At 65.2% G+C, this 13,122-nt stretch carries 9 protein-coding genes; 4 read left to right on the top strand and 5 right to left on the bottom strand.

The features are described 5' to 3' along the window. Positions 1 to 156 precede the first annotated feature (156 nt). On the bottom strand, positions 157 to 966 hold the full coding sequence (locus J3D46_RS11775; RefSeq protein ID WP_231338698.1) for a metal-dependent hydrolase: 810 nt from the start codon (positions 964 to 966) through the stop codon (positions 157 to 159). A gap of 4 nt (positions 967 to 970) precedes the next feature. Then, complete coding sequence (mfd, locus tag J3D46_RS11770) at positions 971 to 4,591, bottom strand: transcription-repair coupling factor (RefSeq protein ID WP_231338699.1); 3,621 nt, start codon at positions 4,589 to 4,591, stop codon at positions 971 to 973. 109 nt (positions 4,592 to 4,700) lie between these two features. On the opposite strand from mfd, the gene J3D46_RS11765 reads away from it, so the two are divergent. From J3D46_RS11765 to nhaA, 4 genes are all read left to right on the top strand, one after another. After that, a complete protein-coding gene (locus J3D46_RS11765; protein WP_253467305.1) occupies positions 4,701 to 6,239 on the top strand; it encodes an SDR family oxidoreductase in 1,539 nt (512 codons plus the stop codon). Positions 6,240 to 6,286: 47 nt separating this feature from the next. Beyond that, positions 6,287 to 6,784, top strand: coding sequence for a DUF2505 domain-containing protein (locus J3D46_RS11760; protein WP_231338701.1), 498 nt, complete (start codon positions 6,287 to 6,289; stop codon positions 6,782 to 6,784). Position 6,785: 1 nt separating this feature from the next. Continuing rightward, complete coding sequence (locus J3D46_RS11755) at positions 6,786 to 7,007, top strand: SCO4848 family membrane protein (protein WP_089594213.1); 222 nt, start codon at positions 6,786 to 6,788, stop codon at positions 7,005 to 7,007. A gap of 126 nt (positions 7,008 to 7,133) precedes the next feature. Next, on the top strand, positions 7,134 to 8,477 hold the full coding sequence (gene nhaA, locus J3D46_RS11750; RefSeq protein ID WP_374110839.1) for a Na+/H+ antiporter NhaA: 1,344 nt from the start codon (positions 7,134 to 7,136) through the stop codon (positions 8,475 to 8,477). A 21-nt stretch (positions 8,478 to 8,498) separates the two neighbouring features. Here nhaA and sufU read toward each other — a convergent pair whose 3' ends face one another. From sufU to J3D46_RS11735, 3 genes are all read right to left on the bottom strand, one after another. Continuing rightward, positions 8,499 to 8,951, bottom strand: coding sequence for a Fe-S cluster assembly sulfur transfer protein SufU (sufU, locus tag J3D46_RS11745; protein WP_253467302.1), 453 nt, complete (start codon positions 8,949 to 8,951; stop codon positions 8,499 to 8,501). Positions 8,952 to 9,039: 88 nt separating this feature from the next. Then, positions 9,040 to 10,365 carry a cysteine desulfurase gene (locus J3D46_RS11740; RefSeq protein WP_231338704.1) on the bottom strand — a complete coding sequence of 442 codons (1,326 nt, stop codon included), beginning with the start codon at positions 10,363 to 10,365 and terminating at the stop codon, positions 9,040 to 9,042. 88 nt (positions 10,366 to 10,453) lie between these two features. Next, positions 10,454 to 12,916, bottom strand: coding sequence for an ATP-binding protein (locus tag J3D46_RS11735; RefSeq protein ID WP_253467300.1), 2,463 nt, complete (start codon positions 12,914 to 12,916; stop codon positions 10,454 to 10,456). Positions 12,917 to 13,122 lie beyond the last annotated feature (206 nt).

Below are 13,122 nucleotides of genomic sequence, written 5' to 3'. Positions count from 1 at the left end.
AGTCACTACTCGAAATCTCAGGGAGTAGCTCTTGGTCTGGCAGCGGAGTACGCAGTTTTAGCAGCAACCCACTACTTGTAGAGGGTCATTTCAAATATTCCACCGACGTTACATACGCCTCACTGCAGGTGCGGTAATACTAGGCCTGCTGCACCCCTAAGGCAAGGGAAGAACACCGCCCAAAGCGGCCAGAACTCCGGGCCAATGCTGTTGGGCAAGCGTCCAGGCCGAAGCAATCATGCCCACCATGGCATATCCACTGACAGGAATAAGGACCAGCCATTCACGGCGCGAACCAGCCCGCCCCAACAGCGGAATGGAGAAGGCGCCGTTTGCCCGCCAAATTCCACTAATGAAGGATTTGCGGAGAAATTTTGGCGGTTTGATGACAATTGGCCACAAAAGTGGGACTCCGCCCACGGTGATCATGTCCCCTACGATGTGCACCACAACACCGGTCAGCATGGACAACGGCAACCATCCCCACTGATCGGGCGCAAACCAGGTCACCAGTCCGGCCATCACCAGGGCGAAAAGCCAATTGGTGATCCAGCCGGACTTGGGAAACAGGTTCAAGGCCTTGGCGGCAAGGTTGATCATGAACATGCACAGCAGCCCTGCACCCACGGAAAGCTTGCCCACCGGGGTTACCATCTGGAACTGTGCGGCCATGGCTGCGAGCACCACGAAGGCTGAGGCGCCCAGCAGGGAGTGCGTGCCCTGCCGGTGCCCGCCGCTGGCCTTCTCGATTCCGACGGCGATCGCGTTCGACAACGGCGGCAGCGAATTCGCGATCGTGCTGTGCCGGTGGTCCCAGTCGCAGACCAAGGCTGTTCCCGCCGTCGCCATGGCTCCGATCAGGATGCCGGTGGAATCCAGCGGGTACCAGCCCAAGGCGTACGGGCCGGTCGAGGCAATAGCTATCCACGCCGCGGCTCCTGACGCGGCGTGGTGTCCTCCCATCATTCGGTTAGCCAGCCTTCACGGGGACGTCGGTAAAGATTGCTTCGATGACGTTGTTGGCCCACTGCAGGATTTCGGCGTCCTGGAGATCCCGTCCACCGATCCGGGCAGTCTTGGGCTTGGGAATCAGCACGGAGTCCAAAGCAGGCTTGACCTGCGAACCCGGGTACATGCGGTTCAGGCGCATGGTTTTGGATTCGGGCAGTTGCGCCGGCGAGAAACGGATGAAGTTGCCTTGGAGCGCGACGTCGGACAGGCCGGCTTCGCGGGCACCCACCCGGAAGCGTGCCACGGCAATGAGGTTTTGGGTGGGCAATGGCGGCTCACCGTACCGGTCCACGAGTTCAGCAAGGACCTCGTCGATGGCTTCATAGGTAATGGCCGCGGCGAGCTTACGGTACGCCTCCAGGCGCAGCCTTTCGCCGGGCACATAGTCGTGGGGCAGGTGGGCGTTGACGGGCAGCTCGATCTTCATCTCGGCAGCCTTCTCCTCGGCCTCGCCTCGGTACTCGGCAACAGCCTCGCCAACCAGCCTGATGTAGAGGTCGAACCCCACGCCCTGGATGTGGCCGGACTGCTCACCGCCCAGCAGGTTTCCCGCACCACGGATCTCGAGGTCCTTCATGGCCAGCTGCATGCCGGCGCCCAGCTCGTTGTGGGCTGCCACGGCCTTGAGGCGTTCCAGAGCTACCTCGCCCAGCGGCTTCTCGGACGGGTAGAGGAAGTAGGCGTAGGCACGTTCGCGGCCACGGCCAACACGTCCACGAAGCTGGTGGAGCTGCGAAAGCCCGTACTTGTCCGCGCCATCCACAATCAGGGTGTTGGCGTTGGAGATGTCCAGGCCGGTCTCGATGATGGTGGTGCACACCAGTACGTCGAAGCGCTTCTCCCAGAAGTCCACGATGATTTTCTCAAGGCGGCTCTCGGACATCTGCCCGTGCGCTACTTCCACCCGCGCTTCCGGGACCAGCTCGCGGATCTGCGCTGCGATGCGCTCAATCGAGGAAACCCGGTTGTGGACGAAGAACACCTGTCCCTCGCGCATGAGTTCGCGGCGGATGGCGGCCGACGTTTGCTTGTTGGTATACGGTCCCACGTAGGTCAGGACGGGGTGCCGTTCCTCCGGAGGCGTGGCCAGGGTGGACGTTTCCCGGATGCCGGTGAGGGACATTTCCAGGGTTCGCGGAATCGGCGTGGCGCTCATGGCCAGCACGTCCACGTTGGTGCGCATCTTCTTGAGCGCTTCCTTGTGCTCCACTCCGAAGCGCTGCTCTTCGTCCACGATGACCAGGCCCAGGTCCTTGAACTCAAAGTCCTTGGACAAGAGCCGGTGCGTGCCGATCACCACGTCCACGGCGCCGCTCTTGACGCCGTCGGCCGTTTCCTTGGCTTCCTTGGTGCTTTGGAAGCGGGACAGTGGTTTCACGCGCAGCGGGAACCCGGAGAAGCGCTCCGTGAACGTCTCGTAGTGCTGCTGGGCCAATAGCGTGGTGGGCACCAGGACAGCCACTTGCTTGCCGTCCTGGACGGCCTTGAATGCTGCACGGACTGCGATCTCGGTCTTGCCGTAGCCCACGTCTCCGGACACGAGCCGGTCCATGGGGATCTCCCGCTCCATGTCCGCTTTGACCTCGTTGATGGTGGTCAACTGGTCGGGCGTCTCCACATAGGGGAAAGCCTCCTCGAGTTCGCGCTGCCAGGGGGTGTCCGGGGCAAAGGCGTGGCCTCGGGATGCCATGCGGGCGGAGTACAGCCGGATCAGTTCGCCGGCGATTTCCTTGACGGCCTTGCGCGCCTTGGACTTGGTGCTGGCCCAGTCCGCGCCGCCCATCTTGCTCAATGCCGGGGTGTCCCCGCCGACGTAGCGTGTCACCTGGTCCAGTTGGTCTGTGGGCACGAAGAGCCGGTCACCCGGGGCGCCGCGCTTGGACGGCGCGTACTCCAGGACCAAATACTCGCGCAGCCCGGCGTCCGAGGCTGACGTACCTGTGACCTTGCGCTGGATGAGCTCGACGAACCGGCCAATGCCGTGCTGCTCATGCACCACGAAATCGCCGGCGTGCAGCTGCAGCGGGTCCACGGCGTTGCGACGCTTGGACGGCATGCGCCGCATGTCCTTGGTGGAGCTGGCCGTGGCGCGACCCAGCAAGTCCGCTTCGGTCAACAGGCCCAATTTGAGGCCGTCCAGGACAAAACCACGTCCGACGGCGGCGGTGGTCACCTCGATGATTCCGGCCTGGGGTTCCTTGTCCAGGGACTCAACGCGGGAACAAGGAATGTCGGCGTCGTGGAACAGCTCGGCCAGGCGTTGGGCGGGCCCGGGACCATCGGTTACCACCACCACACGCCACTGTTCACGGACGCGGGAGCCGATGAACTCCAGCATCTCGGCCACTTCGCCCTGGTAACCACGCGGTTCACGGGCCCGCATGTTGAGGACGTCGATATCCAGTACCAGGTCCTCGTCCGAGGCGAGCGAGGTGATGGACCACCAGGAAACGTTGTGCGCAAGGGCGGCGGAGCGGGTGTCGGTGAGGGACTTGAAGCTGGCGGCATGCAGATCCGTGGAAGCCTGGGACGACAGGTCAAGGGGCGCCGCACCGCCGTCGGACGCTGTTGACCACGCAGCTTCGAGGAACTCCTCGTTGGTCGCCGCGAGATCGTGCGCACGGGTGCGCACCTTCTCCGGTTCGATGACCACGGAAAGCGAGCCTGCCGGTAGCTGGTCCACGAACGGGACCATGGCATCCACCAGCACCGGAGCCAGCGATTCCATGCCCTCAACAGCGATGCCGCCCGCGATCTTCTCCAGCATGTCCGCTGCGGCAGGCATGTCGGCCTTCAGCTTCGAGGCACGGGACATCACGGAGGGCGTGATCAGGATTTCCCGGCACGGCGGGGCATGCAGTTCCGTGGGGTGGTGGATCCCGGGCGCGGACAGCGAGCGCTGGTCGGCGACCGCGAACCAACGCATCTGGTCCACTTCATCACCGAAGAACTCCACGCGGATCGGGTGGTCCTCGGTGGGCGGAAAGACGTCAAGGATGCCGCCGCGGACCGCGAATTCGCCGCGGTGCGTCACCATGTCAACGCGGGCATAGGCGGCGTCGGACAGGGCGCGGACGACCTCCGTGAACGAACGTTCCTGTCCTACCTGCAGTGTCACCGGAACAAGGTCGCCGAGACCGGCAACAATGGGCTGGACCACGGCGCGGACCGGGGCCACCACCACGCGCAACGGGGCCGCCGTCGACGTTTCAGGGTGGGTCAGGCGGCGCAGGACGGAGAGCCTGCGGCCAACGGTGTCCGAGCGCGGCGACAGCCGCTCATGCGGGAGGGTTTCCCAGCTGGGAAAGGTCGCTATGGAGTCCGCCGGAAGATAGGAGCCCAGCGCGGCTGTGAGGTCCTCGGCTTCGCGGCCGGTTGCGGTGACGGCGAGAACCACGGGAGTGCCGTCCTGGGAAGCCAGGGCATCTGCCATTTCCGCCAGCAGGACGGCGCGCATGCCCGTGGGCGCGCTGATCTGGTAGTCGGTGTTGCGGTCGCTGAAAGGCCGCTGTGCCTCCGTTCGGACGCGCGCGAACGTCTTGTCCTCCGCCAATGCGCGGCGCAGACCGTTGAGGCTCATGACAGAAACTCCTAGGGTGGGTCCAAGGGCAGGCAACACAAATGCCCGGAAATTCAGATGAACGCCGGGTCATTCCAGCCTACCTCTACCCCCAGCCCCAGGAGTTCCTTTGCAGCCTTCGGAAGCTACGCATTCCAACACCCCGCAGGACACCAAGACAGTGCTGGTCACCGGCGCCACGGGATACATCGGCGGCCGCTTGGTCCCCCGGCTCCTCGAAGCCGGCCACAGAGTTAAAGTGCTGGTCCGTACGCCACAGAAGATCGCCGACGTTCCCTGGCATGACGACGTCGAAATCATCGAGAACGGCCTGTCCGACGCCGAAGGCCTCGCCGATGCCCTGAACGGCGTGGATGTCCTGTATTACCTGGTCCATTCCATGGCGTCCGGCAGCGGGTTCGAGTCCAAGGAAGAAGCCATGGCCCGGCTCGTGGCAGGAGCCGCAGCGGAGGCCGGGGTGGACAGGATCGTGTACCTCGGTGGGCTGCACCCGGAGAACACCGAGCTGTCCACGCACATGCGTTCGCGCGAGACCGTGGGCAGGGTGTTCCTTGAGTCGCCGGTGGACGCCATCGTCTTCCAAGCCGGTGTAGTGATCGGTTCGGGGTCGGCCTCGTTCGAGATGATCCGCCACCTGGCCGAAACCTTGCCCGTCATGCCGGCGCCCAGTTGGGTCAACAATCGGGTTGAAGCCATTGCCGTCCGCGATGTGCTCCATTATCTCGTCGCTGCCGCGGCGCTCACGGAGAAACTGAACCGTTCCTTCGACATCGGGTCCCGGGACGTCCTGAAATACAAGGACATGATGAACCAGTACGCCGTGGAGCGTGGACTCCCCCGGCGCTTGGTCATTGCGCTCCCCGTCCCGGCACCCAAGCTTGCCGGCCTGTGGGTTGCCCTGGTGACACCCATTCCGCTGTCCATGTCCTTGCCTCTGGTGCAGTCACTGCAGCACGACGCTGTGTCGAGGGAGCACGACGTCGACGATTACTTCCCGCAGCCCGACGGCGGCCTGACGCCCTACCGCCGTGCCGTCGCCTTGGCGCTCGGCAAGGAACGGGACGTGCAGGTGGAGACCACGTGGGCCAACGCCGGCATCGATGCCGATCCGCTTCCGAGCGACCCCGACTGGGCCGGCTACAAAGTGTTCCTGGATGAACGGGCCTTCCACAGCGACGCCAAGCCCGAACACGTCTGGACCATCATCGAAGGCATCGGCGGCAAGAACGGCTGGTACTCGCTGCCTTTGGCCTGGCGCATCCGTGGCTGGCTGGACAAGTTGCAGGGCGGTGCCGGGTTGCTGCGGGGGCGGCGCCACCCCAAGACGCTGAATACCGGCGAGGTGGTGGATTGGTGGCGGGTGGAGGCCATCGAGCGGGGACACCTGCTGCGCCTTCGCGCCGAGATGCGGGCACCCGGCGGCGCCTGGCTGGAACTGGCAGTGGAGCCCGACGGCGGCGGGAGCCTGTACAAGCAGCGAGCCATCTTCTTCCCCCGGGGTTTGGCGGGAAGGCTCTACTGGTTGGGCGTGTACCCGTTCCACGGGTTCATCTTCCCGTCGATGGCTCGCAACATTTCGGCGGCGGCCATGACCCTCCAGGAGGCTGAGCAGAAGCGGGGTTCGGGGGTGGCCACGGACAACCCGTAGGATGTTGGGAGCTAAAAAGCTTCACCACCATCATCCACGGAGGACCCATGGCCCTGAGCGCATCCACCACCCTGCCGCACAGCGTTGACCGCGTAGCTGCCGTATTTGTCGACGAGGAATTCCTGCGTCACACGAGCGAACTGGTGGGCGGCTCCCTGGAATCGTTCACGATCGACGGCGACACCGCCGGTGCTTTCACCACCACCACCGTCCGTACCCTCCCCACCACGCGGCTGCCGGACATTGCCCGCAAGTTCGTTGGCGAAACCCTGAAGGTCACCCAGACCGAGCAGTGGGAAGCCCCTGCCGCCGACGGCTCGCGCGCCAGCAACATCGCCCTCAAGATCTCGGGTGCTCCCCTCGACGTCACGGCCGTTCAGCGCCTCGTGGCCGATGGCAGCAACACCCGCATCGAGCTCGAAGGCAACGTGTCCTCCTCGGTCCCGTTCCTCGGTGGCAAGATCGCCGACGCCGCGGAGCCCATGGTGGGCAAGGCCTTGAACATCCAGTCGCAGCAGGCCCAGGCCTGGCTCGAAAGCCACTAGCGTGGAGATCCCCGCGATCCTTGCGGTCGTCCTGATCGTTGCCGGTGTCTGGTCCTTGGTTGTGTGGCCGCAGTTCCTGAAGCGTGTCATGAAGGACCCCCGCGCCCGCGACGCCGCAGGCAAGGCCACGAAGTTCCTCACGGTCCACGTCGTGCTGGTCACCATCTCCATGGTGCTCGGCCTTGCGACGGCGGCCATCGGGATTGCGGGCCTCGTCGCCTGACCCTCGCCTTACCCAACTGAGTAGCAGTAAACGCTCCACTGAGCCCCTATTGGAGCATGTGCTGCTACCCAGTTGGGTAAGATGGACAATGGTGTGCCGGGAAGTCTGGTCGGCGATGTCTTCGTGATGCCCGCCCACCGTGAGGAGCCCCCCGTGGCCCAGCAACTCCCTCCTTCGCCCGATACCAGCAGCTCCAGCAAAGTCTTCTCCCGCTCCACGTACCCCGAGTACCGCCGGATCCTCTCCATTCTCCGCACGGAAACCGTGGGCGGCGCACTCCTCCTGGCGGCCACCGTCGTCGCCCTGATCTGGGCCAACTCGCCCGCAGCAGATGGCTACTTCGCGCTCCGCGATGTCAAGATCGGCTACGAACCCTGGCATCTTGAACTCAGCCTTGGCCATTGGGCCTCGGACGGCCTGTTGGCAGTCTTCTTCTTCCTCGCCGGCCTTGAGCTCAAGCGCGAATTCGTTGCCGGCGAACTCCGCAAACCGGCCCGGGCAGTGGTCCCGGTGGCCGCGGCCGTCGGCGGCGTCGTGGTTCCGGCGTTGATCTTCGTCCTGTTCAACCTGGGATCCCCCGAAACGCTCAAGGGCTGGGCCATTCCCACGGCCACTGACATCGCCTTCGCCCTTGCCGTGCTGGCCGTCATCAACACGCACCTGCCCGCTGCCCTGCGGACCTTCCTGCTGACTCTCGCCGTGGTGGACGACCTCATCGCCATCGGCATTATCGCTTTCTTCTACTCCACGGGCCTCCAGCCCTTGATGCTGTTGGCGGCCTTGGTTCCGCTCGCCCTCTTCACCTTCCTGGTCCAAAAACGGATCCGCAGCTGGTACTTGCTCGTCCCCCTCGCCTTGGCTACCTGGGGCTTCGTCCACGCCTCCGGCATCCACGCCACCGTGGCCGGGGTGCTGCTGGGCTTCGCCGTGCCCGTCCTGGCAAGCGGCAAAAAGGGAGAGCCTTCCGAGGGCCTGGCAGAGCACTTCGAACACCGCCTGCGCCCGTTCTCGGCAGGGTTTGCCGTACCTGTCTTTGCGTTCTTCTCAGCCGGCGTGGCCTTGGGCGGACTCGATGGCATGGGCGCAGCCCTCTCGGATCCCGTGGCCGTCGGCATTGTGGCGGCGTTGGTGGTGGGCAAGGCCGTTGGCGTCTTCGGCACCACGTTCCTGGTCACCAAGACCACCCGGGCAAGCCTCGACTCCAGCATTGCCTGGATCGACCTCTTCGGGCTGGCCCTCCTGGCCGGCATCGGGTTCACCGTCTCGCTACTGATCGGCGAGCTGAGCTTCGGCACCGGTTCGGCACACAATGACCACGCCAAGGTGGCCATCCTGGCAGGCTCCCTGATAGCGGCGCTGCTGGCCGCCGTCGTGCTGAGGGCCCGCAACCGGCGCTACCGCCAGGTGCAGGCGGAGGAAGAACGGGACGACGACGGCGACGGCGTACCTGACGTCTTTGCCCGCGCCTGACGCGCGGGTGCTTCGGAAGGGCTAGGCGGTGGCCTGGTTCAGGGCGTCTTCCGCGGCAACCCAGGAGATCATGGCGCACTTCACGCGCGCTGCGTACCGGGCGACACCTTCGAACGCGGCGGCATCGCCCAGGATCTCCGGATCCGCCTGGACTTTGCCACGTGACCGGAGGACCTCGCGGAAGTTCTCGATCACTGCGTGCAGTTCCTCCACTGACATGCCCTCACCCAGTTCGCTGAGCACCGAGGCCGACGCCATGGAGATGGAGCAGCCGGCACCGTCCCAGCTGATCTGCTGGACTGTTCCGTCCGCAACGGCGAGCCGCAGGGTCACTTCGTCCCCGCACACAGGGTTCAGTTGGTGCGATTGGCCGGTGGATGCCCCGGCGGGGGCGGCCGTTTCTGCCAGGCCGCTGCCGTGACGCTGCTTGGAGTGGTCCAGGATGATCTGCTGGTACAGCTGGTCAAGACTCATGGTGGTTGTTGCCTGTTCGGTGGTTGATGCCTGTTCTGGCGAAATCGTGGATTGACGGCGTTCCGGCCAACAAGGCCTGTGCCGTTTGTCAGGCCTGGAAGTAGGCCCGGACCCCGGAAACAGCGTCGAGGAAAGCGTCGACGTCGTCCGTTGTGTTGTAGAGGTAAGTACTCGCTCGCGTCGTTGCCGTCAGCCCCAAGCGGCGGTGGAGGGGTTGGGCGCAGTGGTGACCGACGCGAACGGCGATGCCGCGGTCGTCCAGGAACTGGCCGACGTCGTGGGCGTGGACACCGGCGACGTCAAACGCCGCCAAACCGATCCGCTCGGACCCGGAGGCTGGACCGACGACACGGATGCCGTCAATGCCCTCCAGTCCCGTTACCAGTCGCTGTCCCAGCGTTGCTTCCCACGCATGGATGCGGTCGATCCCGGTCTCCGTGAGGTAGTTCACGGCGGCCGCGAGCGCCACGGCCTGGGAGATGCGCTGGGTGCCGGCCTCGAACCGCTGGGGTGCCGGCAGGTACTCCGCCCGCTCCATGGTGACAGTGGTGATCATGGAGCCGCCCGTAAGGAACGGCGGCAGGACATCAAGGAGTTCCTGCTTTCCGTAAAGCACGCCAACCCCGGTGGGCGCCAACATTTTGTGCCCCGAGAACACGGCGAAATCGACGTCCAGTTCCTTGACGTCAACTGCCATGTGCGGCACGGACTGGCACGCGTCCAACACAACCAGGGCTCCAACCCGGCGGGCGAGGGCCACCAACTCCGCCACCGGGTTGATGGTGCCCAGGACGTTCGACGCATGGGTGAAGGCCAGGAGCCTGGTCCGCTCCCCCACGATGTCAGCGGCGGCGTCGAGCCGCAGGGTCCCTTCGTCCGTAACGGGGATGAACTTGAGCGTGGCTCCTGTCCTGAAGGCGAGTTCCTGCCAGGGGATGAGGTTGGCGTGGTGTTCCATCTCGGTGACCACGATCTCGTCGCCCGGTCCGATGGCCAGGTCCTTCAACGCCGAACCGCCCCTCCCCTGCGCTGCCCAGAGAGCAGCGTTGGACAAGGCATAACTGATCAGGTTGAGGCCTTCGGTGGCGTTGGAGGTCCACACGGTTTCCTCGTACCGGGCGCCGACGAAGTCCGCGACGGTCTGGCGTGCGTCCTCGAAGACCTCCGTGGCTTCCACGGCGAGGTGGTGCGCGCCGCGGTGAACGGCTGCATTGCGTTGCTCGTAGTACTCCTGCTCGGCCTCGATGACGCTGAGCGGGTTCTGCGACGTGGCGCCGGAATCGAGGTAGATCAGGGGCTTGCCGTTGACCAGCTGGTCCAGCACCGGGAAGTCGTTCCGGATCCGCAACACCTCCGCGTTGTCCATGGCATGCACGGACCGCTGCAGAGAGGCGGGGGTTGATACGGCAGTCAAGGGGCGCTCCTTGGAAATCCTTCAGGGACTCCCCATTATCCCACGGAGACCCCTGGCGTGCGGTGCCGAAGGTGTGCCGTACAGCACGTCAGCCGCCTGCCCTCCCGGGCACCCAGCCCAGCGGCGGAACCGCTTCGCTGTCGAACGCACCGCGCAGCCGCTCAACGAGTACCGCGGCCCGCCGGCTCGCCGCGCTCCGGGTTCTTGCTTCATATCCACTGGCTGCCCGCGAATAGCAGATGGCTGCATGCGCAAACTGCCGGTCTGCGGACAAGCTCCGCCCTGCCGACTCGAGCGTCTTGGGGTCGTTGTCCAGCAGTGCGGAGGCATACGTTCCCAGGGCTGCTCCGCCCGCGCCGTGAATGTCCGCAGCCAGCCCCGCCAGGCGGCGCTGGATCACAAGATCGTCGACGGCGGCGCTGCTTGCGTTGAGCGTCAGGAGGGACACTGCCTCCGCTTCCATCAACGTACTGCCTTGGGCGTGAAGTTGTCCGGCCAGCGCCATCAAGTGGCTTGGCTTGCCCGACACTTGGTCCTGCGCCGCTGCCAAGTACACGGTGCTGAGCTCAGGCAAGAGGTCCGCGGGCCCCCGGGACACGCGTGAGAGTGCGGCCAGGCTCTGCTTCACCCGTTCCATGGCAAGGTCCGGGTTGCCGCAGAGCGCCTCCGAGTAGGCCAGCATGGCTGCGGCCAGGGCGAGTACCGGCGGCAGGCCGGCGTCGGACAGTTCCGCAAGCACCGGTTCCAGGGTTCCCCGCGCCGCACGCGGGAGCCCTTGGCTGAGTTCGGCGTATCCGCGGGCCACCTCCAGGCACACGGCCAAATACTTAGGGAGCACGAACGCGGAAGGGCATTCCAGGAGCGAATCCACCTGCCCCCACGCAAGGTTGTTCCGCAGGCACACCACATGCCGGAGCAGCACCCCTGGCCGGAACATTTCCAAGCCCACGTCCGCTTCCACGGCCGCCATTGCCGCTGTGGACCTCTCCAATGCCTCCGGGGCAGCTCCGGATTGCAGCAGGCGCTCGGCTTCCCGGACGTTTTCAAGCACCAGCCCGGACACCCCTTGGGGCACCTGCTCCAGCCCGGTGTCCCTTGTGGTCACTTGCTCCGGAGCACCAGTTGCCGGTTCATCGGAAACAGCGCCCAGGAGTTCCAGCGCCACGAGTCGGTTCGCGGCATCGGTCTTTACGGTGGCGGACCCGGCCTTTGCTGCCAATTCCCGAAGTTCCGGCGCCGCTTCGCCGATATGGCCTTCGGCCACCAGTGCCCGTGCCCTGAGCAGCCTTGCCTCGTCCTGCCGGCCGGGCTCTGTCACAGCTGCGGCGGCCCGCAGCGCAAGCTCTGCGGTGGATGGCCTGTCCGCGGCCGGGGCGGCAGCCAGGAGGAGCTCATCAGAGAGTGTGAGGCCGCAGTCCAAGGTCCAGTTCATCCAGCGCAGCATGGTGGGCGCCGATTCCCGCGTAAGTTGCGGCTCCTCAACACCCAGCCGGAGTGCAAGGCTCCTGGGGCGCGGCACAGACAGGCGGGTGCCCTCCCCACGCAGCCAGGAACTCGTCCGGACCAGCGGTGGCCGTCCGGGGAGCAACCTGATGTGGTGGTTGTCCAGGAGATCCTCCACTGCCTTCCGGCCGAAGTGGCGTTCCACGACGTCCAGCGCCACGGGCTCTGCGAGCGCGATGAGTTCCAGCGCATGCCGTTCCTCAGGTGGGCGGGCAGCGTTTTCGGCGTGCACCTGCGCAACGACAGCGGGCCAGTGGCAATGGACCCGGACGTCGATGGTCCAGAAGCCGTCCTTCCGCATAAGAAGCCCTGCGTGGCGGGCATCGTTGATTGCCAATCCAAGCAGGCCCACGTTGAAGCCGCTCATGGCAGCGAGAAGACTGCTGGCGCGGCGTTGGACCCTGCCGCCCAGGACGGCCTCGCACACCACGTGTGCCTCCGAGAAAGTAAAGGGTGGAAGAAAATACTGCTCCAGGAAGCCGTCTTCCCACAGTTGGTAGAGGTCCGGCGGAAGGGGCCGGCGACTGTCCGCGGTTGCCACCAACGTTGCCCCGAAGCCGGGGATGAGCTGCAGCAGGACGGCCAGCGAGGCCGGATCCACGTAGTGGATGTCGTCTACCAGCAATACCAACGGAGGACGTTCCGGTTGCGACTGGCGCTTGTTCCGGCGTCGGCCAAGCGTTGGGGTGTACAGATACCCGGCAGCGCCAAGGGTGCTGGTGAGGGCCCTGAGTACGTGAAGTCCTGGTAGTGCTGCCCCGTCGCCTTCCTCCGCAGGGGCCGCGCCCAAGGCTCCGTAACTGGTGGTTTTGAGCTCTGGCTTGCCTGCAAAGCTCCTGACGTCCATGGAGTCGGGGAGCCCCGCTTTGACGGAGAGCAACAGGTGGCTCTTTCCGGATCCTCGGTCTCCCACCACCACGATGCCGCTGGTGGAGGATGACGGTACTGCGGAAAGGATGATATCGAGGAGCCGCGTCCGGTCCGGGAATGCTGATGGCCTCAGCCCGACTGTGACGGTGTCTTCGTCCAGCCAGGGATCCGGCAGCATGCGCACTCCAATAGCAGCAGTCCCATGGTCCGGGAGGTTTGGTTCCCGCGAAGTGCGGGCTACCTGGCCTAGAAGCCGGCGGCGGCTGGGGGGAGAGTCTCGGTCTCAGAAGACTCTGTCGCCGCCGGCTTCGTCCAGGGCCGGACCATCTTTCGATGGCCGGTGCATCGGCTCAAAGAGACCACCGATGCGGATGATGCGACTTT

Origin of the sequence: Paenarthrobacter sp. A20 (assembly GCF_024168825.1) — a bacterium.
Classification (GTDB): Bacteria; Actinomycetota; Actinomycetes; order Actinomycetales; family Micrococcaceae; genus Arthrobacter.
Note: the sequence above shows the minus strand (reverse complement) of the source record. Positions and strands in the feature narration are given on the sequence as shown.